General features: G+C 75.8%; 22 protein-coding genes and 1 pseudogene. 10 read left to right on the top strand and 13 right to left on the bottom strand.

Annotated features, from left to right (window positions below):
• Positions 1-12 precede the first annotated feature (12 nt).
• The gene (locus E9549_RS01940; protein WP_236824887.1) at positions 13-3,003 is read left to right on the top strand and encodes an AAA family ATPase; all 2,991 of its coding nucleotides are present in this window, start codon (positions 13-15) and stop codon (positions 3,001-3,003) included.
• 140 nt (positions 3,004-3,143) lie between these two features.
• Here E9549_RS01940 and E9549_RS01935 read toward each other — a convergent pair whose 3' ends face one another.
• A complete protein-coding gene (locus E9549_RS01935) occupies positions 3,144-3,932 on the bottom strand; it encodes an alpha/beta fold hydrolase (RefSeq protein ID WP_236824886.1) in 789 nt (262 codons plus the stop codon).
• A 118-nt stretch (positions 3,933-4,050) separates the two neighbouring features.
• The gene (locus E9549_RS01930) at positions 4,051-5,826 is read right to left on the bottom strand and encodes a DEAD/DEAH box helicase (RefSeq protein WP_236824885.1); all 1,776 of its coding nucleotides are present in this window, start codon (positions 5,824-5,826) and stop codon (positions 4,051-4,053) included.
• 237 nt (positions 5,827-6,063) lie between these two features.
• Between E9549_RS01930 and E9549_RS01925 the strand changes: the two genes are divergently transcribed.
• Entirely contained in the window at positions 6,064-6,603 is a 540-nt protein-coding gene (locus tag E9549_RS01925; protein ID WP_236824884.1) for a GNAT family N-acetyltransferase, read from the top strand.
• A gap of 37 nt (positions 6,604-6,640) precedes the next feature.
• On the top strand, positions 6,641-8,860 hold the full coding sequence (locus E9549_RS01920) for an HNH endonuclease signature motif containing protein (protein WP_236824883.1): 2,220 nt from the start codon (positions 6,641-6,643) through the stop codon (positions 8,858-8,860).
• A 41-nt stretch (positions 8,861-8,901) separates the two neighbouring features.
• Here the strand turns inward: E9549_RS01920 and E9549_RS01915 are convergent, their stop codons facing one another.
• From E9549_RS01915 to E9549_RS01900, 4 genes are all read right to left on the bottom strand, one after another.
• Complete coding sequence (locus tag E9549_RS01915; RefSeq protein ID WP_236824882.1) at positions 8,902-10,587, bottom strand: DNA repair helicase XPB; 1,686 nt, start codon at positions 10,585-10,587, stop codon at positions 8,902-8,904.
• A gap of 126 nt (positions 10,588-10,713) precedes the next feature.
• Positions 10,714-11,175 (bottom strand): PaaI family thioesterase, encoded by a 462-nt coding sequence (locus tag E9549_RS01910; protein ID WP_236824881.1) that lies wholly within the window; start codon positions 11,173-11,175, stop codon positions 10,714-10,716.
• A 79-nt stretch (positions 11,176-11,254) separates the two neighbouring features.
• Complete coding sequence (locus E9549_RS01905) at positions 11,255-11,572, bottom strand: DUF1905 domain-containing protein (RefSeq protein ID WP_236824880.1); 318 nt, start codon at positions 11,570-11,572, stop codon at positions 11,255-11,257.
• A 40-nt stretch (positions 11,573-11,612) separates the two neighbouring features.
• Complete coding sequence (locus E9549_RS01900) at positions 11,613-13,856, bottom strand: helicase C-terminal domain-containing protein (protein WP_236824879.1); 2,244 nt, start codon at positions 13,854-13,856, stop codon at positions 11,613-11,615.
• A gap of 52 nt (positions 13,857-13,908) precedes the next feature.
• Here E9549_RS01900 and E9549_RS01895 point away from each other — a divergent pair, with 52 nt between their 5' ends.
• The 3 genes from E9549_RS01895 (at position 13,909) to E9549_RS01885 (ending at position 16,416) form a co-directional block, all read left to right on the top strand.
• The gene (locus tag E9549_RS01895) at positions 13,909-14,421 is read left to right on the top strand and encodes a hypothetical protein (protein WP_236824878.1); all 513 of its coding nucleotides are present in this window, start codon (positions 13,909-13,911) and stop codon (positions 14,419-14,421) included.
• A 115-nt stretch (positions 14,422-14,536) separates the two neighbouring features.
• Positions 14,537-14,764, top strand: coding sequence for a hypothetical protein (locus tag E9549_RS01890; RefSeq protein WP_236824877.1), 228 nt, complete (start codon positions 14,537-14,539; stop codon positions 14,762-14,764).
• Positions 14,761-16,416, top strand: a complete 1,656-nt coding sequence (locus E9549_RS01885; RefSeq protein WP_236824876.1) for an AMP-binding protein — start codon at positions 14,761-14,763, stop codon at positions 16,414-16,416. Before E9549_RS01890 ends, E9549_RS01885 begins: the two co-directional genes overlap by 4 nt.
• Here the strand turns inward: E9549_RS01885 and E9549_RS01880 are convergent.
• Positions 16,413-16,727, bottom strand: coding sequence for a hypothetical protein (locus tag E9549_RS01880; protein WP_236824875.1), 315 nt, complete (start codon positions 16,725-16,727; stop codon positions 16,413-16,415). The two genes, E9549_RS01885 and E9549_RS01880, sit on opposite strands and share 4 nt — an antisense overlap.
• Positions 16,728-16,773: 46 nt before the next feature.
• Complete coding sequence (locus E9549_RS01875; RefSeq protein ID WP_236824874.1) at positions 16,774-17,541, bottom strand: endonuclease/exonuclease/phosphatase family protein; 768 nt, start codon at positions 17,539-17,541, stop codon at positions 16,774-16,776.
• Between the two features lie 75 nt (positions 17,542-17,616).
• Between E9549_RS01875 and E9549_RS01870 the strand changes: the two genes are divergently transcribed.
• Positions 17,617-18,183, top strand: coding sequence for a nucleotidyltransferase family protein (locus E9549_RS01870; protein ID WP_236824873.1), 567 nt, complete (start codon positions 17,617-17,619; stop codon positions 18,181-18,183).
• On the opposite strand, the gene E9549_RS01865 is transcribed toward E9549_RS01870, so the two are convergent.
• Both E9549_RS01865 and E9549_RS23940 read right to left on the bottom strand, forming a co-directional pair.
• A complete protein-coding gene (locus tag E9549_RS01865) occupies positions 18,170-18,490 on the bottom strand; it encodes a DUF202 domain-containing protein (protein WP_236824872.1) in 321 nt (106 codons plus the stop codon). The genes E9549_RS01870 and E9549_RS01865 overlap by 14 nt on opposite strands.
• Complete coding sequence (locus tag E9549_RS23940; protein ID WP_236824871.1) at positions 18,487-18,828, bottom strand: DUF202 domain-containing protein; 342 nt, start codon at positions 18,826-18,828, stop codon at positions 18,487-18,489. Before E9549_RS23940 ends, E9549_RS01865 begins: the two co-directional genes overlap by 4 nt.
• Before the next feature lie 138 nt (positions 18,829-18,966).
• On the opposite strand from E9549_RS23940, the pseudogene E9549_RS01855 reads away from it, so the two are divergent.
• Positions 18,967-19,149, top strand: a pseudogene (locus tag E9549_RS01855) (cold-shock protein); the annotation flags it as partial.
• A 217-nt stretch (positions 19,150-19,366) separates the two neighbouring features.
• Here the strand turns inward: E9549_RS01855 and E9549_RS01850 are convergent.
• Both E9549_RS01850 and E9549_RS01845 read right to left on the bottom strand, forming a co-directional pair.
• Positions 19,367-19,831, bottom strand: a complete 465-nt coding sequence (locus E9549_RS01850; RefSeq protein ID WP_236824870.1) for a DUF2771 family protein — start codon at positions 19,829-19,831, stop codon at positions 19,367-19,369.
• Complete coding sequence (locus tag E9549_RS01845) at positions 19,828-21,264, bottom strand: MFS transporter (protein ID WP_236824869.1); 1,437 nt, start codon at positions 21,262-21,264, stop codon at positions 19,828-19,830. The genes E9549_RS01850 and E9549_RS01845 overlap by 4 nt, the downstream gene beginning before the upstream one ends.
• 146 nt (positions 21,265-21,410) lie before the next feature.
• Between E9549_RS01845 and E9549_RS01840 the strand changes: the two genes are divergently transcribed.
• Complete coding sequence (locus E9549_RS01840) at positions 21,411-22,202, top strand: DUF3027 domain-containing protein (RefSeq protein ID WP_236824868.1); 792 nt, start codon at positions 21,411-21,413, stop codon at positions 22,200-22,202.
• Positions 22,203-22,208: 6 nt separating this feature from the next.
• Here the strand turns inward: E9549_RS01840 and E9549_RS01835 are convergent, their stop codons facing one another.
• Entirely contained in the window at positions 22,209-22,436 is a 228-nt protein-coding gene (locus E9549_RS01835) for a DUF2530 domain-containing protein (protein WP_236824867.1), read from the bottom strand.
• Positions 22,437-22,541: 105 nt separating this feature from the next.
• On the opposite strand from E9549_RS01835, the gene E9549_RS01830 reads away from it, so the two are divergent.
• Positions 22,542-24,101 carry an NCS2 family permease gene (locus E9549_RS01830; protein WP_236824866.1) on the top strand — a complete coding sequence of 520 codons (1,560 nt, stop codon included), beginning with the start codon at positions 22,542-22,544 and terminating at the stop codon, positions 24,099-24,101.
• Positions 24,102-24,110 lie beyond the last annotated feature (9 nt).

Below are 24,110 nucleotides of genomic sequence, written 5' to 3'. Positions count from 1 at the left end.
ACGATCCCAGCCGTGTCACGCTGGGACGACGCCCCGCTGGTGGGCCGGGCCGAGGAGCTCGCCCGCCTGCTCGCGCAGGTGGAGCGGGCCGCCGCCGGCCGGGCGTGCGCGACGCTGCTGGCCGGCGACGCCGGCGTCGGCAAGACCCGCCTGCTCGACGAGCTGGGCCGGGAGGCGGCCGCGCGCGGGCTGCGGGTGCTCACCGGGCACTGCGTGGACCTCGGCGACGTCGGGCTGCCCTACCTGCCCTTCGTCGACCTCCTCCGCCCGCTCGCCGCCGACCCCGAGCTGGTGCCGGCGGCCCGGGCGAACCCGGTCCTGACCGGCTTCCTCGCCGGCCACCCGGGCGCGGTCGTCCCCGTGCCGCCGCCGGGCGAGGGACTGGACCTCGGCCGCCCGCTGCCGCACCGGGCCGCGCCGCAGCCGGTCGACGACGGGCGGCTGCAGCTGTTCGAGTCGGTCGCCGCGCTGCTGTGCGAGCTCGCCGCCGCAGGCCCGCTGCTCGTCGTCCTCGAGGACGTGCACTGGGCCGACCGGTCCAGCCGCGACCTGCTGCGCTACCTGCTGGCCCGGCTGGTCGACGAGCCGGTCGCCGTCGTCGCCTCCTACCGCGCCGACGACCTGCACCGCCGGCACCCGCTGCGCCCGCTGCTGGCCGAGCTGGTGCGGCTGCCGGGCGTCGAGCGCCTCGACCTCGCGCCGCTGCCCGACGCGGCCGTCGGCGACCTGGTCCGCGGGCTGGCGAGCGCCGACCTCCCGCAGAGCGCCGTGGAGGACGTCGTCGCCCGCGCCGAGGGCAACGCCTTCTACGCCGAGGAGCTGCTGGCCGCCGGGCTGCAGGGCGAGGCGCTACCGCTCGCGCTGGCCGACGTCCTGCTGGCGCGGGTGGAGCAGCGCTCCCCGGCCGCCCAGCGGGTGCTGCGGGTGGCCGCGGTGGCGGGGCGGCGGGTGCGCCACGAGCTGGTCGCCGCCATCGGTGAGCTGGCGCCCGACGAGCTGGAGCGGGCGCTCGCCGAGGTGGTGCACCACCACCTCCTCGTCGTCTCCGACGACGGCCGCTACCGCTTCCGGCACGCGCTGCTGCGGGAGGCCGTGCTGACCGACCTGCTGCCCGGCGAGCGGGTGCGGCTGCACGCGGCGATCGCCGGCTACCTGGCCGCGCACGCCGACGCCGGCACCGCCGCCGAGCGGGCGCACCACGCGCGGGAGAGCAACGACCTGCCGGGCGCGTTCAGCGCCTCGCTGGAGGCGGCGTCCGACGCGTGCGCCGTCGGCGCGCCCGCCGAGCAGCTGCAGCACCTCGAGGCAGCGCTCGCACTGTGGCCGGCGGTGCCCGACGCGGCCGGGCGGGCCGGCCGCGACCAGGTGGCGTTGCTGGTGGAGACGGCCGCCGCGGCCCGCACGTCGGGCGAGCTGCACCGCGCCGCGGGGCTGCTGCGCGCCGCGCTGGAGCTGGTGGGGCCCGACGGCGACCCGGGGACCCGGGCGCGGCTGCACTACACGCTCGCCCAGGCCCTGGTGCGTATCGAGGACCACACCGGCGGCTACCGGGAGAGCAGCGCGGCGATGGCGCTGGTCCCGGCCGAGCCGCCGTCGGAGCTGCGCACGTGGGCGGCGGCCACGCACGCGCGCATGTGCTTCAGCCTCAACCTCCTCGCCGAGGGCGACGCGGCCGCGGAGGAGGCGCTCGCGGCGGCCGACGTCCTCGGCCTGGACGCCGCGTGGTCGGACACCGCCGTCTCGCAGGTGCGGTCCCGGCCGGCCGCGGACGTGGAGGGGGTGCGGCGTCGGCTGGGCGAGGCGTTGGAGCGGGGGCGGCGCTCGGGCGACGTCGACGTCGAGATGCGGGCCTGGTTCAACCTCGCCGTCGACCGGTTCGAGGCCGGGGACGTGCCGGGCGCGGTGGCCCTCACCGGGGAGGCGACCGAGCGGGCCCGGGCGCTGGGCGTCGAGTGGGCCACCTACCCGGCCGGGCTGCGGCACCTGCGGGTGACGGCGCTGTACACGGTGGGGGAGTGGGACGCGAGCCTGGCCGAGGCCGACGCGCTGGCGCGGGTGCCCGAGATGGCGGCGCACGTGCGCGCCGCCGCGCTGCTCGTGCTGGTCGGCCGGGGTGACCCGGCGGCACGGGACCGGCTGGCCTGGGCGCGGTCGCTGGTCGAGCGGGTCAACGCCCACTACCTGCTCTCGCTGGTCACCGGCGCGGCGGAGATCGACCTGGCCGCCTGGGCGGGCGACGCGGCGCGGGCGGTGGACGTCGCGATCGCGACCAGCGCCCGGCTGCGCGAGGTGTGGCGGTTCGACCACCTGGGCGTGCTGCGGCTGGTCGCCACGGCGCTGGGCGCGGTTGCCGATGCCGCGGCCGCCGCCCGGCTGGTGGGGGACCGCGTGACGGCGGACGGGTGGGTGCACCGCGGCGAGGAGCTCGTGGAGATCGCCCGGTCGGCCGTCGAGGTGTTCGAGCGGTCGGTCGGCGGGATGGGTGTCGAGGGCCTCGCGTGGCGGGCGCGGGTCGACGCCGAGCACGCCCGCCTGGCCGGGAAGGCCGCGCCCGAGCTGTGGCAGGCCGCCGCCGAGGCGTTCGGCTACGGCCACGTCTACGAGCAGGCGCGGTCGCGGCGGCGGCTGGCCGAGGCGCTGCTGGCCACCGACGACCGGGCCGGCGCCGCGGTGGAGGCCCGCGCGGCGCACGAGGTCGCCGTCCGGCTGGGTGCCACGCCGCTGCGCGAGGCGGTCGAGGCGCTGGTCCGCCGGGGCCGGCTCGACGTCGACCTGCCCGGGGTGCGGTTGGTCGACCCGGCCGCGGTGCTGACCCCGCGGGAGCAGTCGGTGCTGGCGCTGCTGGCGAAGGGCCGCACCAACCGGCAGATCGGCGCGGAGCTCTACATCAGCGAGAAGACCGCCAGCGTGCACGTCAGCAACATCCTGGCGAAGCTGGGCGCGAACGGCCGCACCGAGGCCGTGGCCATCGCCGCCCAGCGCGGGCTCTTGCCGGTGCCCTGACCGATCGCGGCGAGCGGACCTCGGAGGGGCGCGAGCGCGACGCAGCGGCTTCGCGGCACAGCGGACGCCACCTGGCTGCGGTGCGCGCGGTGTCACCGGGCGTGCCCCCCATCGCGCCCCCCTGCCCGGCGGCTCGGCCGTCAGCGCTGGCTGTCGAGGAAGCCGCGAACGATCTCGTTGAAGAGGTGCGGTGCCTCGAGGTTGCTGACGTGTCCGCAATCGGGGATGACCGCCAGGCGAGCTCCAGGGATCCGGCGCTCGAACTCGCGTGCCACCGACAGCGGCGACCGCGCATCGAGGGCGCCCCAGATCAACTGGGTGGGCACCTGGACGGTCGGCAGGACGTCGGTGAGATCGGCCCGTGCCATAGCGGTGAGGGCGATCAACATGCTGCGGCGTCTGACGTCCGCCGCCATCGCGTTCAGGAGCGGCACGAAAGGCGGGGGTGGATCACCCGCGAAGAGCCCGGGCAGGGTCGGATCGAATGCCTCAGCCGGCTCGGTCAGCGCGGCGCGCACGAGGGCCAACCTGGCGTCGGCCTCCTCGGCGCCCAGCGAACCCCGCCACCCGGCGTATCCGTCAGCCAGCACCATGCTCCGGATCACCGCGGGGTGCCGTCGGTACAGCTCGAGGATCACGGTCGTGCCCCATGAGAGGCCGACGAGCGAGGTGGGCGAGACCCCGAGCGCGCGGATCATCCCCGCGAGGCAGTCGGCGTAGTCGGAGAGGCCGAACTGGTCCGGCATGTCCTCGGATCGCCCGGCGCCGGGTTCGTCCCAGGCGATCACCGTGAACTCGCGGGAGAGCGCGTCGAGCTGCGGTGTCCAGGCGCGACCGTCCTCGGCGCCGCCGTGGACGAACACCACGGCTGGCCCGTGGCCGGTACGGCGGTATGCCAGGCGGAGGCCGTGCACCTCTACCGTCTCCATCGGGAGACGGTACTCCCGGTGTGCCTCCGGCCCGAAGCGCCGGCGGACCCGAGCGGTGGCCCTTGAGCGGTGACCGCAGATCAGGAGGCCCGTCGGGCAGCTACCGCCCACACCTCGGTCAGAGCATCGTGCGGAGGCGCTCCCGGCGGGCTCGGAGGACATCCACCGACGCGGACGCCGACGGGGGGCCGGGGACCTGCTGGCGCAGCTGCGTGTGCACCACGGCCTGCGGCTGCGAGGTGCGCGCCGCCACGCGGTTGACCAGCTTGTTGATCTCCCGGCGCAGCTCCGCCGCATCGCGCCAGGAGCGGCCGGCGTCGTCCTCGTCGGGGTGGTCCTCGACGACCATGAAGTCGTCGGCGTCGTCCCGGTGGCTCTGCGCGATGCGCAGCCGCAGCTCCTCGTCCCGCTTGGCCAGCAGCGACGCCGTCTGCTCGGGGGTGAGCAGGCCCGGGATGCCGAGGAAGTCCTCCTCCTCGGGTGCGACGACGGTCGCCGCGCGGCCCTCGCCGGTGTGTGCCGTCCCCCCGTGGAGGACGTGCGCGAAGCGGGCGTCGGCCTCCAGGGCCTCCCACTGCTTCATGCCGTCGGGGTCCTTCTCCTTGGGCGGCAGCGGCTCGAGGTCGAGCTCGTCGCCCTGGACCGTCTTCGGCGGCGGCATGACGTGGTTGCGCTGCTCCTCCATGGAGGCGGCCAGCGTCAGCAGCGGGCGCACCGCGGGGAGGAACACCGTCGCCGACTCGTGCGGGGAGCGGGACCGGACGACGCGGCCGACCGCCTGCGCGAAGAACAGCGGCGTCCGGTAGGAGGTCATCCACGCGAGGACGGCGGCGCGCGGCACGTCGACGCCCTCGGAGATCATGCGGACGCAGACGGCGATGCGGGCCGAGCCGGTCGCGAACCGCTCGATCTTCTTCGACGCCTTCGGGTCGTCCGAGAGGATCAGCTCCGGCGCCTTGCCGGTCACCCGCCGCACGATCTTCGCGTAGTCGCGGGCGTCGTCCTGGTCGCTGGCGAGGATCAGCCCGGCCGCGTCCGGCATGCCGCCCTCCTCGCGCAGGTGGGTGATCCGGTCGTCCATCGCGGCGATGACGTGCGGCACCCACTGGCCCCTGGGGTCCAGCGCGGTGCGCCAGGCCTGCATCTCCACCGACTTGGTACCGGCCTCGCTCAGCGACGCGGCGACGACCTCCCCGGCGGAGTTCCGCCAGCGCGAGGTGCCGGTGTAGGCGGCGAAGACGACCGGGCGGACGACGTTGTCGGCCAGCGCCTCCTTGTAGCCGTAGGTGTAGTCGGCGCGGCTGACCAGGCCGCCGGCCTCGCCCTCGAAGGTGTCCTCCTCGTACCGGACGAAGGGGATGCGCTCGTCGGGCTTGGTGCGGAACGGCGTCCCGGTGAGGCACAGCCGGCGCGCGGCCATGCCGTAGGCCTCCTCGACCGCCTCGCCCCAGGAGAGGCCGTCGCCGGCGTGGTGCACCTCGTCGAGGATCACCAGCGACTTCACGGCGGTGGCGCGGGCGGCGTGCAGCATCGGCTTGCCGGCCACCTGGGCGTAGGTGGTCACGTACCCCTGGGTGCCGGCGCGCACCGGGCCGACGGCGTTGGTGAGGTTCGGGTCGAGGACGATGCCCATCGCATCGGCGGCTTCGGCCCACTGCAGCCGCAGGTGGTCGGTGGGGGCGACGACGACCACGCGGGCGACCTCCCGCCGCGAGAGCAACCGGGCGGCCAGCGTCAGGGCGAACGTCGTCTTCCCGGCGCCCGGCGTAGCGGTGACGAGGAAGTCCTTGGGGGCGGCCTCCTCGTACTGCGCGAGGGCGGCCTGCTGCCATGCCCGGAGCGGTCGGCTGGTCGTCTGCGGGGCCCGGGCCGCCGCTGCTGCTGCAGTCGCCATGTCGGGGCCCATTCTGATCGGCGGCCGGGCAACACGCCCAACGGGCCCCTCCGGCGCGCCCCCGCCGTCGCCACGTATGGCGGCCTCCCGGTGGGCCGTTGACCAGCGCTTTCGTGGACCGCGGTCCGGCTGCTGTGGTGACTGTCATGGCCCGAACGGACCGGCTCGTCACTCCCGCGGGCCCCGGTGTCCCCAGGCGCCCCCGGCCGCATCGTGAGGGCTTGACAGTCGCCGCCGGTGCCCCCGCTCCGCTGGCTGACCGCGCCGGACCAGGTGAGCCCGTCCCTGCGGGCGGACCTGGTCAGCTGCTGGCGGGACGTGGTCAACGGCGGGGGAGCGGTCGGCTTCGCCCGGCAGGTCCCGGTGGACGACGACGTCGTCGCGCCGGTGGTCGACCGCCTGGGCTCCGGGCTCGACCCGCGGCTGCGCAGGCTCCTCGTCGCGCTCAGCGACGGCGGGGTGGCCGGCTGGCTGGTCCTCACGGGCAACGCCGACCCGGTCGCCGCGCACTGGGCCCGGGTGACGCACGTCCAGACGTCGCCGGCCGCCCGGGGGTCGGGGGTCGGTGGCGCGCTGATGGGCGAGGTGGCCCGTGCGGCACGGGACGACCTCGGTCTGGACGCGCTGCGGCTCGAGGTGCGGGGCGGGATGGGCCTGGAGTCGTTCTACGGCCGTCACGGGTGGACCGTGACCGGGTGCTGGCCCGGTGCGCTCCAGATCGGCGTGGACGACCGCCGGGACGAGGTGCTGATGGGGCTGGACCTGCGGGCTCGCTGACGCCGGAACTGTCAGAGGTCAAACGTATGTTCGATCCATGGTGGATGAGGAGCGGGCAGGGGTCACGGAGCCAGTGGCGCCGGCGGCCGGGTGGGCCACCGGCCCGCTGGCGGTGGTCCAGGCCGCCGACCGCCAGATCGCCCGTCAGACCGCGCTGCGCGCGCGGGCGATCGCCGAGTTCGCCGCGACCCGGCCCTCCTCAGCTGACCGCCAGCCCGGCGAACCGGGCGCCATGAGCGCCGACCGCCGGGCGTCGCGTGCGGAGGTGCTGTCCGGCGTCAGCGAGTGGGCGACGCAGGAGCTCGTCCTCGGCCTGTCCCGCACCTCGCAGGCGGCCGAGGCGCTGCTCACCCGGTCCCTCACGCTGGTGCACCGGTTGCCGCGGACGCTGGACGCGCTCGAGGCAGGGCTGCTGCACGAGGGGCACCTGTGGCCGATGCTCGGCACCGTCGCGCCGATCGCCGACGCCAAGATCCGCGCCGAGGTGGAGGCCGAGCTGCTCGCCTGGGCGGCCGGGCGGGTCACCACCCCCGCCCAGCTGGGCGACAAGGCCCGCCGGGTGGTGCTCCGCCGGGATGCCCGGGACGCCGCCGGCCGGCTGACCCGCGCGCTCCGCGAGCGCGGGATCTCGGTCCGGCCAGGCACCACCGACGGGACGGCGGTGCTCAGCGCGCTGCTCTCCGTGCCGGAGGCCCAGGCGCTCCTCGACGCGCTCGGCCGCTATGCCGACGCCCTGGAGACCACGCCCGACGACCAGCGCACCCGCGGTCAGAAGATGGCCGACTGCCTGCTCGACCTGGTGCTGCGGCCGGGCGAGAACGGCCTGCCGCCCGTGCAGGCCCAGCTCGCCCTGGTGGCGGGCGTGCGCACCCTGCTCGGTGGCGACCAGCCGGGGGAGGTCAACGGCCAGGTGGTGCCGGCCGAGATGGTGCGGGCCCTGGCTCGCGCATTCGGCCTCGTCCCCGACGTCCCGGCTCCGGAGGTGGCCGTTCCGCCGGAACCTTCTCCCGCCGCGCCGGAACCTTCCCCCGCCGCGGACGCAGACACCGCTGCGGATGCGACCACTCCCTCGGAAAGCGATCCGGTTCCCGCTGCGGGCACGACCGGTGGCCCCACCGTGGCGCCCGCCGGGGGCAACGCCCCTGATGCCGAGCCGACGGTGTCCCCAGGCGCGCGTGCTGCGGACTGGTACCCGAGCGAGGAGGAGCAGCTCGCCGACTGGTGGGCGGCCACCGAGGCCCTCGTCCTGCAGGAGTGGGGCGGCGAGGAGGACCCGCCGCCGGAGGTTCAGGTAAGGTTCTTGGCGGAGTCGGCGCGCTGGAACGCGATGCCGGCTGAGATCGATCTGCTCCCGTGGGTGGAGCCGGCCTGGTGTGCCGACGACGGCCCGTGGACGGAGCCCGGTCCCGAACCCGAACCCTGGCTCGAACCGGAACCCGGACCATCCCCCGAGCTCGAGGACGCCCATGCGGGCGGGCGTCCGCCCGCTCCCGCTTCCGGGCGTGCGCTCGCCGACGCCCCCGCGCCCGAGCCCGGCTCGTGGGCGGCGGCCGACCGCGCGATCGAGGCCGCAGGAGCGGTCCTGCTCGACCTGGAGCGGGCGGTGGGGAAGGCGCGCCGCGCCGTGGACGCCGCCGAGGTGGCCGACTCGACCGACGAGGCGGCCCGGCGGGACAGCTCGGCGGGGCGGTCCTCCTCGGCGCCGGACGCGCTCGGCGCGCTCGGTGCCGCGACCGACGCCCAGCGGCGCGCGCTTGCCGAGCTGCTCGACCGGACCGGTGGCGGGGGACTGGTCGACCGCCCGCGGATCGCCCTGGTCGACGAGTTGACCGGCGCGCTGGTGGCGCTCACCGACGCCGACGAGCTCCGTCGGCGCTCCCGGTGCGGCGACAGCGCGTGCCGGCGGGCCGGGGCGAGCTGCACCCACGACCTGAGCGGCCTACCGGGCCTGGGCGCTCCGCCGCCGACCGACGGGTACCGGCCGGGCGCGCGGCTCGACCGGTTCCTGCGCGCCCGCGACCGCCGGTGCCGGCAACCCGGCTGCCGTCGACCGGTCCCCAGGCGCGGCGAACTGGACCACGATCGCCCCTGGCCCGAGGGCGAGACGAGCGCGGCCAACCTGGTCGGCTACTGCACCCCGCACCACCGGGGCAAGCACCAGGCCCCGGGCTGCCAGCACCACCTCGCTCCCGACGGCACCCTCACCGTGACCACGCCCAGCGGTCTGGCGGCCTCGACGACGCCACCGCCGTACTGACGTCTCGGGTGCGGGTCGGCAGGTCGGCCGGTGCTCAGCGCTCAGTCGGCCGGTTCGTCCACCCAGTCGGGGCCGTTGACCTCGCCCGGGCCGGCCAGGTCACCGGCGTCGACGATCGTGTACGCGTAGCCCTGCTCGGCGAGGAAGCGCTGCCGGTGGGCGGCGTACTCGCTGTCGAGGGTGTCGCGGCTGACCACGGTGTAGAAGTGCGCCTGCCGCCCGTCGGCCTTGGGCCGCAGCACCCGGCCGAGACGCTGCGCCTCCTCCTGGCGCGACCCGAACGTGCCCGACACCTGCACCGCGACGGCAGCCTCGGGCAGGTCGATGGAGAAGTTCGCGACCTTCGAGACCACCAGCGTCTTCACCTCGCCGGCGCGGAAGGCGTCGAACAGCTTCTCCCGCTCCCGGTTGGTCGTCGAGCCCTGGATCACCGGGGCGTCCAGCGCCTGACCCAGCTCCTCGAGCTGGTCGAGGTAGGCGCCGATCACGAGCTTCTGCTCGTCGGGGTGCCGGTCCAGCACCCGGCGGATCACCGGCAGCTTGGACTTCGCCGTCGCCGCGATCCGGTACCGCTCCTCGGGCTCGGCGACGGCGTAGGTCATCCGCTCCTCGTCGTCGAGCGCGACCCGCACCTCGACGCACTCGGCCGGCGCGATGTAGCCCTGGGACTCGATGTCCTTCCACGGGGCGTCGTAGCGCTTGGGCCCGATGAGCGAGAAGACGTCGTCCTCCCGCCCGTCCTCGCGCACCAGCGTCGCGGTCAGCCCCAGCCGGCGCCGGGACTGCAGGTCGGCGGTCAGCCGGAAGATCGGCGCCGGCAGCAGGTGCACCTCGTCGTAGACGATCAGGCCCCAGTCCTGCGCGTCGAACAGGTCCAGGTGCCGGTACTCGCCCTTCCGGCGGGTGGTGATCACCTGGTAGGTCGCGATCGTGACCGGCCGGATCTCCTTGCGCTCGCCGGAGTACTCGCCGATCTCGTCCTCGGTCAGCGTGGTGCGGGCCAGCAGCTCGCGCTTCCACTGCCGCCCGGAGACGGTGTTGGTCACCAGGATCAGCGTGGTCGCCTTCGCCTCGGCCATCGCCGCGGCGCCCACCAGCGTCTTGCCGGCGCCGCAGGGGAGGACGACGACGCCCGAGCCGCCGGCCCAGAAGCCGTCGACCGCCTCCTGCTGGTAGTCACGCAGGTGCCAGCCGTCCTGCTCCAGGAAGATCGGGTGCGCCTGCCCGTCGACGTAGCCGGCCAGGTCCTCCGCCGGCCAGCCCACCTTGAGCAGCGCCTGCTTCAGCCGGCCCCGCTCCGAGGGGTGGACGACGACGCTGTCGGCGTCGAGCCGGGCGCCCAGCATCGGGGCGACCTTCTTCGAGCGGATGACCTCCTCCAGCACCGCGCGGTCGGAGCTGGTGAGCACCAGGCCGTGGACCGGGTTGTTCTGCAGGGTCAGCCGGCCGAAGCGGTCCATCGTGTCGGCGACGTCGACCAGCAGCGCGTGCGGCACCGGGTAGCGCGAGTAGCGCACCAGCGCGTCGACGACCTGCTCGGCGTCGTGCCCGGCGGCGCGCGCGTTCCACAGCGCCAGCGGCGTCACCCGGTAGGTGTGCACGTGCTCCGGGGAGCGCTCCAGCTCCGCGAACGGGGCGATCGCGGCGCGGCAGTCGCGGGCCAGCGGGTGGTCGACCTCCAGCAGCAGCGTCTTGTCCGACTGGACGATCAGGGGGCCGTCAGGCACGCGCACGCATCCTTCGCTCGGGAACTGCGGCGCGGGCGGGCGCGCCGGACTCTCCACGGTAACGCCGGGGGACGACGGGTCCTTCCGTCCCGGATCGAGACGACGGCGGCACGGAGACGCCGGCGCTCAGGCGCGGGGCCGCCAGCGCTTCCACAGCGCGACCGCGGTGGCCCGCGGCTTGCCGTCCCAGTGCAGCCCGACGTCGACGGTCATCTGCCCCTGGCCCGCCTCGGTGACCACCGCCCGCAGCTCCACCGGCTCGGTGAGCGGGGCCGGGCGCAGGTACCGCACGTCCAGCCCCGCGGTCACGTACGCGAGCGCCGCTCCCGGCAGCGGCCCCCAGCCGCGCACGTCGGCCTCGTGCAGCACGGCAGCGGCGCTGTGGCAGTCCAGGAGCGTGGAGATGATGCCGCCGTTGAGGTACCCCAGGCCGTTGTCGGGCTCGGGCCACGGCGTGAAGGTCGCGGTGACGGCGTCCCCGCCGGGGTGGCTGCGCAGCCCGAGGCCGCGCTCGTTGGCCGGGCCGCAGCCGAAGCACGTCAGCGTGGGGACCAGTCGTTCCTGGATGCTCGGGGGGCCGTCGATCACCCGGGCAGCATGCCCGGCCCGCAGCCGCGCCCCGATCCAGGGGCCGGCGCCGACAGGTAGGTCGTCCTGGGCCGGATGCTCACCCGCCGCGTCGCGGTGCCGGATCCCGGCTGACGGCGAGCTGGACCACCACCCGGTCACCGGCGCGCAGCCCCTCCGCCGCCCGCACCGGCCTCTTCACCGGCAGCAGGTAGGAGCCGCTGCGCGCGTCCGGGAACACCGACGTCCGCCACGAGGTGCCGCCCACCGTGGCGGTGACCCGCACCGACCCGAACCCGGCGCGGACGGCCGCGCCGGCCTCGCGCACGTCGTCGGCGACCTCGGGCGGCAGGGTGAGGAAGTGCCACCCGGCCGGGCCGTCGTGCACCCAGAGGACGGCGGTGAACGTCTCGGTCACGGCGGCACGGTAGGCCGCCCCCCCGACGGAACGGCGCGGGTCAGTCGCCGTCGTCCTCCACCAGCGCCACCGACGTGATCCGGTGGACGGCGAAGGTGCGGCTCTCCCCGCGTCGCTCGTCGTACCCCTGCAGGAAGCCCCCGGCCAGCGAGACCGGCTGCACCACGCGCTGGCTGCCGCTGCCCTGGGCGTCCACGTAGCCCAACCACACCGGCACGCCCTCCCGGACCGCGCGCGACAGCAGTTCCAGCGTCGACGCCGTCGTCACCCCCGGCACCTGGCGCACCGCCTCGCCGCGGCGCGCGGCCAGCGCCGCATCCCCGGCGCGGATCTCCCGCACCGTCGTCTCCAGGTCGGCCGCGGTCAGCGGACGGGGCGCGGCCGCCGGCTCGGTCCCGCGGCGGCCGGCGGCGCGTGGCCGGGCCGGGGGCCGGGTGAGCACCGCACCGCCCGGGTGCTCGCCGGCCGGGGCGTAGCCGGCCTCGCGCAGCACGGTGAGCACCTCGTCGGCCCCCAGCCCGCTCACCAGCACGCCCGGGGCCAGCCGGCGCAGTTCCGCGGCGGCGGTGCGCCGGTCGCTCAGCACCTGGGAGAGCAGCCCGTGGTCGTCCGAGCGGACGTAGGACTCGATCGCCCCCACCCGCAGCCGCCCGTGCTGCCGGGCGACGTCGTCGACCAGGTAGTCCAGCGCCTGGGGGACCGGGGTGCGGGACGCCTTCGCGAAGAAGTCGTGCAGGTCGGCGGCCGACCAGCCGGCGTCCAGCGCCCGCCGGACCGAGGAGTCCGACACCCGGAACACCGTCGCGCCACCGGAGGACTCGACGTCGGCGACGACCGACAGGGTGTCGGCCAGCTCGGCCACCAGCGGCCCCGGGGCGATCAGCGACAGGTCCGGCTGGGCGAGGACGTGGTCGACCGGCTCGGGCAGCAGCCCGCGCACGCCGTCGGCGGCGCCGTCCTCCCCGGCGGCGAGCAGGCCGCGGCCACCGGTGGAGAGCACCCCGCCCACGACCACGCCCAGCCGGGCGGCCTCGGCCAGCACGTCCGGCACCGGCGCCAGCCGGTCGGCCCGGCGCGGGGTGCGCCAGCGCAGCAGCGCGGTCAGCTCGTCGGCCCCCAGCCCGGACCCGGGCGGCTGCTCGGTGAGCACCGCCAGCGCCGACCGGCGGATGGCCGGCGCGGTGTGCCGCACGAGGTCGGGGGAGAGCGGGTTGGCGGCCTTGCCGGCCATGTCGCGCACGCCCACCAGGGAGGGGAGGCGGACGGCGCCCAGCCACCCGGCCGCCAGCACCGCCCACCGGTCGGCGAGGTCCTGCTCCCGCCAGACGTCGTAGGCGCGGGTGGGCAGCCACTCGTCGCGGTGCGGGCCGCCGACGTCGAGCAGCCCCGCCGCGTGCGCCAGCTCCAGCAGCCAGGCGGCGTCCGGCTCGGCCACCTTGAGCGCCTTCGCCAGCCGCTTCTGGTCACGGACCCCCACCCCGCCGCTGCGCAGCAGCCCGGCCGGCTCCTCCTCCAGCAGCGCCAGCAGCTCGCCGACCCGCCCGACCTGCTCCAGCGCCGCACCGGCGGCCTGCCGGTCCACCACCTGCGGGTCACGGGCGACGACGGCGGGCTCGGGGCGCCGCCGCGGCGGGCCGTAGGGGCGGTCGCCGCGCAGCAGCAGCCCCAGCTCGCGGGGCAGCTCGACGTTCAGCGCGTCGATGCGGGCCAGCAGGCCCCGCTGCAGCAGCCGCCGCGCCGGGGTGGCGCCGCCGTTGGGCGCCTCCGGGAGGTGGCCGACCGGGCGGTCGCCGGCCAGCCGCTCCAGGACGGCGCGCTCCTCGGGGTCGAGCTCGCCGACGGCGGCCGGCAGGTCCGCGGGTAGCTGCAGCCGCAGGTCGACCGCCCGGCGGCCCAGCCCGGCGGGGTGGCGGACGGCGCGGCGCACCGGGTCGGGGGCGTGCAGGACGTCGTCGCCCCACAGCAGCGCCCGCGTGGTCAGCGCCTCCACCGCGGCCTCGACCACCTCGTCGGGCACCTCGGGCAGCGCGGCCACCAGCGCGTCGGGCGGCAGCCCGTCGGTGGGCGCCAGCAGGACCACGTCGAGCACCTGCAGGGTGGCGGCGTCGAGCTCGTCGAGGGCGCGGTCGACCGACACCGGCACGGCCAGCCGGCTGGCCAGCGCGACGACGTCGGAGGGTGCGGGGCGGGCGACGTCGGGCCGGGCCGCCAGCAACGCGCGCAGCTGCTCGTCGCTGCGGGTGCGCAACCAGGCGGCGAGCGTCGCGGGGGCTTCCGTGGACATCCGGTCCACGCTACGTCGCCGTCCCGGCGGACGCTGCTGCCAGCATGTGCCCATGCACCCGGCGAGTGACGACCCCGGCACCCGGACCGCCCTGGCCGCCCTCCAGGTCGGGGCGCTGCGCTGGCTGGGCGGCGGCGCCATCGCCGTCGTCCTCGGGGTCCTGCTCGGCGCCGCCACCGTGTCGATGGCCGGGGAGGAGGGCCGTCGGGTACCCGGCGCCGGGCTCGTCGTCCTCGCGCTCGTCCTGGGCGGGCTGGCCGCCGTCGTCGTCGGCGGCGGGGCGCTGCTGCGCACCAGCCGCTGGCGGCGCGCGCTGGCCGGCACGACGTGGCGCCCCGGGCGGCTCTACGTCGCCGGGCCCGCGGTGCTGGCCTTCGAGCCCGACGGCGGGGACGAGGCGGTGCAGCTGCGGCTGCTGAGCACAGCGATCTGGCGCACCCGCGCGGTGCAGGCCCTCGACGGTGCCGCCGTGCTCGCCGCCCCGGTGGGGTCGGGGCAGTGGGTGTTCACCGCGGAGGGAGCGGGCACCCTCTACGGGGCCCGGGCCGTCACCCGGGGGCGCTGACCGCGACACCACCGCCGCCACGGGGGGCGGTGGCGCGCGGCCGGCGGGGCGGTCGGGGGAAGATGTCGGCAAGAGTGCACCGCGCGGTGCACCCGCTACCGCACACGGAGGCGTCATGGCCAAGCGCAACGAGAAGCACGCCCACCTGGTGGAACCCACCTGGGGCGAGTCCGACGGCGGCGGCCCGCCGATCACCGAGCTCTCCGCCTCGGTCGCCGGCGGCCTGTCGCCGTTCGGCGAGGACCACGGCTTCCCGCTCCCGGCCGACCGGCTGCGCTACGCCCACCCGACGGACAAGCCCAACCGGGCCGGCGTCCAGACCCCCGAGGGCCGGCGGCGGTGACCGCGCCCGCGCTGCCGTCCTACAGCAGCGGGACCTCCACGGTCCCCCTGCTGGGCGACACGATCGGGGCGAACCTGGATCGGACGGCAGCGCGGGTGGGCGACCACGAAGCGCTCGTCGAGTGCGCCTCGGGCCGCCGCTGGACCTACCCGCAGCTCGTCGACGACGTCGACGCCTGCGCCCTCGGGCTCGACGCCCTCGGCGTCGGCAAGGGTGACCGGGTCGGCATCTGGGCGCCCAACTGCGCCGAGTGGGTCTTCGTCCAGTACGCCACGGCGAAGCTCGGCGCGATCCTGGTCAACATCAACCCGGCCTACCGCACCCACGAGCTCGCCTACGTGCTGCAGCAGGCCGGCATCTCGGTGCTGGTGAGCGCACCGGAGTTCAGGACCAGCGACTACCGCGCGATGGTCGCCGAGGTCCGGGGCGACTGCCCGGCGCTGCGCGAGGTGGTCTTCCTGGGCTCCCCCGAGTGGGAGCGGCTGGTGGACGCCGGTCGCGCCGGCGACCGGGGCCGGCTGGCCCAGCGGGCCGCCGAGCTCTCGGCCGACGACCCGATCAACATCCAGTACACCTCGGGGACGACGGGCTTCCCCAAGGGCGCCACGCTCACCCACCACAACCTGCTCAACAACGGGTTCTTCGTGGGCGAGGGCTGCGGCTACACCGAGGCCGACCGCATCTGCATCCCGGTGCCCTACTACCACTGCTTCGGCATGGGCATGGGCAACCTGGCGGCCACCAGCCACGGCGCGACGATGGTCATCCCCGCGCCCGGCTTCGACCCCGCGCTGACCCTGCGCGCGGTCCAGGAGGAGCGCTGCACCTCGCTGTACGGCGTCCCGACGATGTTCATCGCGGAGCTCGCGCTGCCCGACTTCGCGAGCTACGACCTCTCCACCCTGCGCACCGGCATCATGGCCGGCTCCCCGTGCCCGGTGGAGGTGATGAAGCGGGTCGTCGCCGAGATGGGCATGACCGAGGTGACCATCTGCTACGGCATGACCGAGACCTCGCCGGTCTCCACCCAGACCGGCGCCGACGACGACCTCGACCGCCGCACCTCCACGGTCGGCCGGGTGCACCCGCACCTCGAGGTCAAGGTCGTGGACCCGGTCACCGGGCTCACCGTCCCACGCGGCACGCCCGGGGAGTTCTGCACCCGCGGCTACTCGGTGATGCTCGGCTACTGGGACGAGCCGGAGAAGACAGCGGAGGCGATCGACGCCGCGCGCTGGATGCACACCGGCGACCTCGCGGTCATGGACGACGCCGGCTACCTGAACATCGTCGGCCGCATCAAGGACATGGTCATCCGCGGCGGGGAGAACGTGTACCCGCGGGAGATCGAGGAGTTCCTCTACACCCACCCCGACGTCGTCGACGCCCAGGTCATCGGCGTCCCCGACGAGCGGTACGGCGAGGAGCTCATGGCTTGGGTGCGGCTGCGCGAGGGCGCCGAGCCGCTCACCGCCGAGGCGCTGCGGGAGTTCTGCGCCGGCCGGCTCGCCCACTTCAAGGTGCCGCGGTACGTGAAGGTCGTCGACGAGTTCCCGATGACGGTCACCGGCAAGGTGCGCAAGGTGGAGATGCGCCGGGTCGCCGTCGCCGAGCTGGGACTGGAGTCCGCCGCCGCGGTGCGGAACGCCTAGACGCCGGCGGTGCTGCTGGGCGCCAGCCGGACGACCAGCTTCGACAGCAGCGAGCCCGCGACCACCCAGATCAGCGCGGCGAGCGCCGCGTTGACCGCCTCGGCGACCTCCGGGTCCGACGGCGTGAACAGGTCGCGGGTGAACCAGCCGAACGTCTCGCGCCAGTCGGCCGCGAACTGCACGAGGACGTTGCCCGGGTTGGCCTCGAACAGCACGAAGACCGCGTGGACGACGATGACCGCGGCGATCACCGCGAACACCGTGCGCACGATCGAGGCGACCAGCGTCAGGATGCGACCGGCTCCGGGCATGCGGTCATGATCCACTGCACGGTGCGCCACCGCGACCGCTCCCCGCTCAGGCGGCCGCGACCCGGACGACGAGCGCCCGGTGGTCCGACAGGGGCAGCCGCACGGCCTCGGCCGGGCCGTCCGCGCGCAGGCCGCCGCGCACCAGGACGTGGTCCAGCTGCCGCGACGGCCGCGGTGCCGGGAAGGTGGGGGCCTCCGCGATCGGGGTGAGCCCGCTGTGCCGGGCGGCGGCCCGCGGCGGCATGTTCAGGTCGCCCATGAGCACCAGCGGCTCCACGGTGCCCTCGAGCGACCGCACCAGGCTCCGCAACTGGTGGCCGTTCCACCGCGGGATGAACGACAGGTGGGTGTTGCACACGGTGAACCGCCCGGCCGGGCCGTCGACGACGGCGGCGACGGCGACCCGCGGCTCGTCGCGGGCCAGGAAGGGACGCCGGGACTGCGGGGACCACAGCGGCACGCTCACCCGCAGGGGGGCCATCCGCACCACCCGCCAGGAGACGACGGGGTGGCGCGACAGGAGCGAGATCCCGTAGCTCGCCGAGCCGGGCTGCTCCTCGCCGGTCGCCGCCATCCAGGTGCCGCCGGGGGTCCCGTCGAGGGCCGCGACGAACTGCGAGTCGACCGCCCCCATCGCCTCGGCGGCGACGGCGGTCAGGTCCGCGCCGAGCGAGCGCGGCTGGTCGCGGTCGACCTCCTGCAGGCCGAGCACATCGGCGTCCAGGGTCTTCACCGCCGCGGCCAGCCGGTCGACGTCGACCCGGCCGTCGTCGAGCGAGCGTCCGTGCAGGATGTTGAAGGTCGCGATGCGCACCCGGTCCCTGTGCCCCGCTGCCCCGGGGATCTACCCCTCCGTGTGCCCGCGGCGCGCGCGGGTAGCAGGCGCTGGGTGCAGACGTCCCCCCGCGAGCAGGTGCGCGACCTGCTCAAGCGCACCGCCGTCGCGCTGAAGCAGGCCGACGTGCCGTTCGCGCTCTGCGGCGGTTACGCCGCCTGGGTGCGCGGCGCCCCCGAGCCCGACCACGACGCCGACTTCCTGGTGCCGGCGGCTGAGGCGGAGCGGGCGGCGAAGGCGCTGGCCGACGCCGGTCTGCAGGTCGTCGACCCGGCGGAGGACTGGCTGCTGAAGGTGGAACGGGACGACGTCTTCGTCGACGTCATCTGGCGCACCTGCGGGCGGCCGGTGGAGACCGACCTGGTCGACCGGGCGGAGGTGCTGCCGGTGCTGTCGGTGCAGATGCCGGTCATGGCGCCGACCGACATCGTCGTCTCCAAGCTCATGGCGCTGGACGAGCACTACTGCGACTTCGCGCGGCTGCTGCCGGTGGCCCGGGCGCTGCGCGAGCAGGTCGACTGGGCCCGGGTGGCCGGCGAGGTGGCGGGGAACGACTTCGCCGTCGCCTTCCTGCACCTGCTGGACCGGCTGGGGATCGTGCCGGGCATCAGCCGGGGATGAGCACCGCGACCGCCGCGGCGAGGGCGGTGAGGACGACGGCCGCCGTCGCGGCCAGCGCGGCCGCCCGGTCCCCGACGGGGCGCCCGGTGGCGACCCGCTGCTGCACCCGGTGGTAGCGGGCCGGCCCCAGCCCGCCGAGCACCCCGATGCCGAGGAGCGCGGCGACGCCCGCGACGACCAGCAGGGCCGGTCGGCCGAGGTGGACCGCCCGGTGCCCGACCAGGCCGGCCACGGCCAGCAGCCCCAGGCCGGTGCGCTGCCAGGCCAGCACCGTGCGCTCGGGCTGGGTCTCCACCGGCCCGCTCACCCGCGCAGCACCTCCACGCCCACGAGCACGCCGACGACGACCACCACCGCCGCCACGGCCGCGACCGCGGCAGGGACGAGCCGGCTGGCCGGCAGGGCGCGCCCGGCCCCGATCGCCGCCTCGTTGGCCTGCCAGCGGCGGTAGCCGGCCAGCGCGATGCCCAGCCCGATGAGGACCAGCGCGAGCGCGACCGCGGCGCTGCCCCAGCGCACCCCGAGGTCGGGGGCGTAGGTGGCGACGGCCACCCCGCCGGCGACCAGCGCCAGCCCCGTCCGCAGCCAGGCCAGCAGCGTGCGCTCGTTGGCGAGCGTGAAGCGGTAGTCGGGGTGGTCGGGCACCGGCCCAGCGTAGGGACCCGCCCGGAATCGGCAGGTCGGGGCGGCGCCGCGGCGGCTAACCTGTCCAGCAGCGGCGTCCCGCCGCGTCGACCGTCCGGCCAGCGCGCCGCGCCACAGCGAGGAACTGAGGGATCCACCGTGCCCACCGGCAGAGTGAAGTGGTTCAACGCGGAGAAGGGCTTCGGCTTCCTGTCCCGCGAGGACGGTCCCGACGTCTTCGTGCACAAGGACGCGCTCCCGGCCGGCACCGACCTCAAGCCCGGCCAGCGGGTGGAGTTCGGGATCGTCGCCGGCCGCCGCGGCGACCAGGCGCTGCAGGTGCGCCTGCTCGACCCGCTGCCGTCGGTGGCGGCCACCGTCGCCGCGGCCGCGCGGAAGAAGCCCGACGAGCTGGTCCCGATCGTCGAGGACCTGATCAAGCTGCTCGACGACGTCTCCGAGGGGCTGCGGCACGGCCGCTACCCCGACCGGGGCCATGCCCGGAAGGTGGCCGCCGTGCTGCGCGCGGTCGCCACCGACCTGGAGGGCTGAGCGCCGCTCAGCTCCCCAGGTCGCCGCCGGCGCGCAGGAAGCCGACCGGCCAGGCCGCGGTGAACTCGCCGCAGTCGCCGCCGGCGTCCTCGACGACCACCAGGTAGAAGGCGGGTGGGACGACGTCGGAGGAGCTGATCCCCTCGAAGGTCTCGGTGCCCGTGGGGACGTCGACCTCGCCGATCAGCTGCTCCAGCGACTCGTCGAACACCTGCACCTGCCACCCGCGCTCGGCGATCGCCTCCGGCACGGTCAGCGCGATCGTGGTGTCCGGGGAGACCTCGACGACCGGGGGACGGGTGCTGTAGCGCTGCCCCTCGCCGTCCAGGCAGTACTGGGTCGGCGCGGCGGTGACGTCCTGGCTGCCGGCCTGCACCCGCAGGTCCTGCGGGGTCGCGGGCTCACCGGCGCAGGCGGTCAGCGACCCGGCGGTGCAGAGGGCGAGCAGCAGGGCGGTGCGGGGCGTTCTCACGACCACGACGGTCCCACCGGCGTCGTCGGTGCGTCCGGGGCCCCCGCCGTCCCCGGCGCGGGGCGGCTGCGGTAGAGGCTCCACAGGATCAGCGCCACCGCCAGCACGAGCAGCGCCGCGGCGACGGTGAACCCGATCCAGCCGGTGGGCGGCAGCGCGATGCCCAGCGCCCCGCCGGCGACCCAGGCCAGCTGCAGCACCGTCTCGGAGCGGGCGAACGCCGAGGCGCGCAGGCTCTCGGGCACCTCGCGCTGGATGATCGCGTCGAGCGAGACCTTGCCCAGCGCGTTGGCCACGGCGGAGACGCCGGCGACCAGCACCGCCATGCCGAACCCGTAGAAGACCGCGGCCAGCACCGTCACCACCGCGGCGGCGGACGCGGCGTGCAGCACCAGCCGGTCGGGGGCGGCGGAGTGCATCCGCGACCCGACCGCGGTCCCCGTGAAGCTGCCCAGCCCCGCCGCGGCGGCCAGCGCGCCCAGGGCGAGGGTCGCCGACCATCCGTCGGCGAACGTCGCCTGCACGAGGAACGCGGCGAAGATGGTGAGGAACCCGCCCAGCCCGCGCAGCGCCGCGTTGGCCCGCAGCGCCAGCACCACGTGCGGGGAGACCCGCCGCCGGCGGCCGGGCAGCGGGATCTCGGCGGTGGTGAGCACGTCGGCCGGCTCCTCGCCGGTGGGGACGTCGACGTGCCGGGGGAGCCGCACGGCGAGCACCGCGCCGGCCACGAAGACCGCCGCCGTCGCCCACAGCTCCCAGTCGAAGCCGAGCAGCGCGGCCACCCCGGCGCCCAGCCCCCCGGCGACGCCGGCCGTGACCAGGCCGAACACCGACAGCCGGGCGTTCGCCGACGTCAGCGACATCGGCCCGGGCAGCACGCGCGGGACGACCGCGGCCCGCAGCACGTTGTGCGCCTTGGAGAGCACCAGCACGCCCAGCGCCGCCGGGTAGAGCCACAGGTCGTCGAAGTGCCGGGCCATGACCAGCGCGAGCACCGCCCGCCCGCCCAGCGAGACCGCCAGCGCCCACCGGCGGCCGCGCTGGAGCCGGTCCAGCGCCGGGCCGATGACCGGGGCCAGCAGTGCGAACGGCGCCATGGTGACCAGCAGGTAGAGCGCGACGTTGCCGCGCTGGGCGTCGGCGGTGGCGGCGAAGAACAGCGTCCCGGCCAGGGAGACGGCGATCATCGCGTCGCCGGCCATGTGCAGGGCGTTCACCCACAGCAGGTGGGTCAGCCCGCTGTCGCCGGCGCCGTCGGCCCGGCTCGCCGTGCGGACCCGGCGCGCGGCCGCGACCGTCAGCTCGCGGCTGCGGGCGGCGGCGACCCGGGTGACGGTGACCCTCGGCGGGGCAGGTGCGGGCGCCGGCCCGGGCCCTGGCGCGGGCAGCGGCCGCGTCTGCGGCCGGGGGACGCCGAGCGGGGTCGTGTCCACCGACGGCGCCGGCTCCTGCCCGCCCGTCCGCGGCCAGCGGCGAGCACCGGCGGGGCGGGGCGAGGAGCGCACGCCGCCCATGGTGCCGCACCGGTGCGGCGGTGCGGTCGGAGACGCCGGGCCGGCCGTCAGCCACAATGGGGGGCGTGCCCGCCTCCACCCCGCCCGTCCCGTCCCCGGCCGAGCCGCTGACCGCCGCGGTGGAGCCGGCCCGGGCGGCCGCCGTCGAGACGGCCGGGGCCGCCGACCTGGTGGGCGAGCACCTGGGCGCGACGGCGGAGGCCGTGGGGCCCGCGGAGCTCGGCGAGGTGCTCACCCACACCTTCGCCAGCCGGCTGCCCGGGTACGTGGGCTGGCACTGGGCGGTCACGATCGCCCGGGTGCCCGGCGAGGAGCGGGTGACCGTCGACGAGGTCGTCCTGCTGCCGGGCGACCAGGCGCTGCTCGCGCCGGCGTGGGTGCCGTGGCACGAGCGGCTGCGCCCGGGGGACCTCTCGGTGGGCGACGTCCTGCCGGCCACCGAGGACGACCCCCGCCTGGTACCGGCCTACACGGTCGACGACGACTCCGCCGACGACGCCGAGGGGCGCGTCGTCGCCCGAGAGATCGGGCTGGGCCGGGAGCGGGTCATGTCCCGCGAGGGGCGTGCCGAGGCCGTGGCCCGCTGGTCGTCGGGGGAGTTCGGCCCGACCTCACCGATGGCCCGTCAGGCCCCCGGCCCCTGCGCGACCTGCGGCTTCTGGCTCCCGCTGGCCGGCTCGCTCCGCGGGATGGTCGGCGCCTGCGGCAACGCCTACGCACCCGGTGACGGGCGGGTCGTGGCCGCCGACTACGGCTGCGGCGCGCACAGCCAGGCCACGCTCGTCGTCGTCCAGGACACCGAGGTGGTCACCTCGGCGCGCTACGACACCTCGGAGTACGACGTCCTGGCGGACTGACCGCGCTCAGCCGCGGTCGCGGGGGCCCAGCTGCCCCTGCAGCTTCATGACGCCGAGGCCGAGCACCGCCAGCCCGATGGCGGCCACGCAGGTCCAGGTCCACATGCGGTCCACCCGGTCGCCCAGTAGCAGGAGCACGACCAGCGCCACCGCCCACACGGCGATGCCGGCGATCACCACGCGCGCGGTGTCGACCTGCAACGGCGGGGGAGCCTGCTTGACGGGACGGGGCACGACGGCACCTTAGATCCCATCCTGGTCACGGGGCGACGGTGCCGGTCCCTGCATGTGGCACGCTGGCGCCGCTCGATGGCCACCCGCACCGCCCGGAGAACCCGCATGCCGCAGAAGTCCCGTCCCTCCGGTGGCGCCAGCGCCTCGGCCGCCGACGGCAGCACCCCCGCCGACGTCTCGGCGGGGCGGCCGCCGACCACGCCGCGCCGCAGCGAGGGGCCGCGGGTCCGCCCGAAGAACGGTCTGGACCGGTACTTCGAGATCAGCGCCCGCCGCTCGACGGTCAGCCGCGAGGTGCGCGGTGGGATCACCACCTTCTTCACGATGGCCTACATCGTGGTGCTCAACCCGATCATCCTGACCAGCATCGCCGGTCCGGACGGCACACCGGGTGCCGACGTCGAGGGGACGGTCCTGCCGTTCGGCTCGATCGCGGCCGTCACCGCGCTGCTCGCCGGTGCGCTGACGCTGCTGATGGGCATCGTCGGGCGCTACCCGTTCGCGCTCGCCACCGGCCTGGGCATCAACGCGATCGTCGCCGTCTTCGCGGCCACCCAGCTGACCTGGCCCGAGATCATGGGCCTGGTCGTGCTGGAGGGCCTGCTGATCACCGTGCTGGTGCTCACCGGCTTCCGCAAGGCGGTCTTCGAGGCGATCCCGGCCCAGCTCAAGATCGCGATCGCCGTCGGCATCGGCTTTTTCCTGGCGATCATCGGGCTGGCCGACGCCGGCATCATCCGGCCGGGCAACCCGCTGATCAGCTTCGGTGTGGGCGGCCAGCTCGCCGGCTGGCCGATGCTCACCTTCGTCGTCGGCCTGCTGCTCATGAGCCTGCTGGTGGTCCGCCGGGTCAAGGGCGCGCTGCTCATCGGCATCGTGGCGACGACGGTGCTGGCGATCGTCGTCGAGGCCGTCGCCGGCGTCGGCCCGCGCTTCGGCGAGGACGGCGAGAACCCCCGCGGGTGGTGGCTGCAGGTGCCCGAGCTGCCCGACGACGTCGTCGGCACCCCCGACTTCTCCCTGCTCGGCAACTTCTCCCTGTTCGGCGGGTTCGAGCGCATCGGCGTCATCGCCGCCCTGCTGATCGTCTTCTCCATCATGATCGCCGACTTCTTCGACACCGTCGGCACGGTCACCGCGGTCGGCGCCGAGGGCGACCTGCTGGACGAGAACCGCAACCTGCCGAAGTCGCAGCCGGTCCTGCTCGTCGACTCGCTGGCCGCCGCCGCGGGTGGCGCGGGCAGCGTCTCGTCGAACACCACCTACATCGAGAGCACCGCCGGGGTGGCCGACGGCGCCCGCACCGGGCTGGCCAGCATCGTCACCGGCCTGCTGTTCCTGGTCGCGGTGTTCTTCACCCCCCTGGTGGCGGTCGTGCCCGCCGAGGCGGCGGCCCCCGCGCTGGTGATCGTCGGCGCGCTGATGATCAGCCAGATCAAGAACCTCACCTGGGACGACATGTCCCTGGTCATCCCGGCGTTCCTGACCATCGCGCTGATGCCGTTCACCTACTCGATCACCAACGGCATCGGGGCCGGCGTCATCAGCTTCGTGCTGCTGCGCGTGGCCGTCGGGCGACGCCGGGAGATCCACCCGCTCATGTGGGTGGTGGCCCTGCTCTTCCTGGTCTACTTCGCGCTCGAGCCGCTGCAGCAGCTGTTCTGACCAGGCGCT

The sequence above is a fragment of the Blastococcus sp. MG754426 genome (assembly GCF_021699055.1).
Taxonomy (GTDB): domain Bacteria; phylum Actinomycetota; class Actinomycetes; order Mycobacteriales; family Geodermatophilaceae; genus Blastococcus.
The sequence above is the reverse complement of the archived record's forward strand: the minus strand, read 5'-3'. Positions and strand labels throughout refer to the sequence as shown.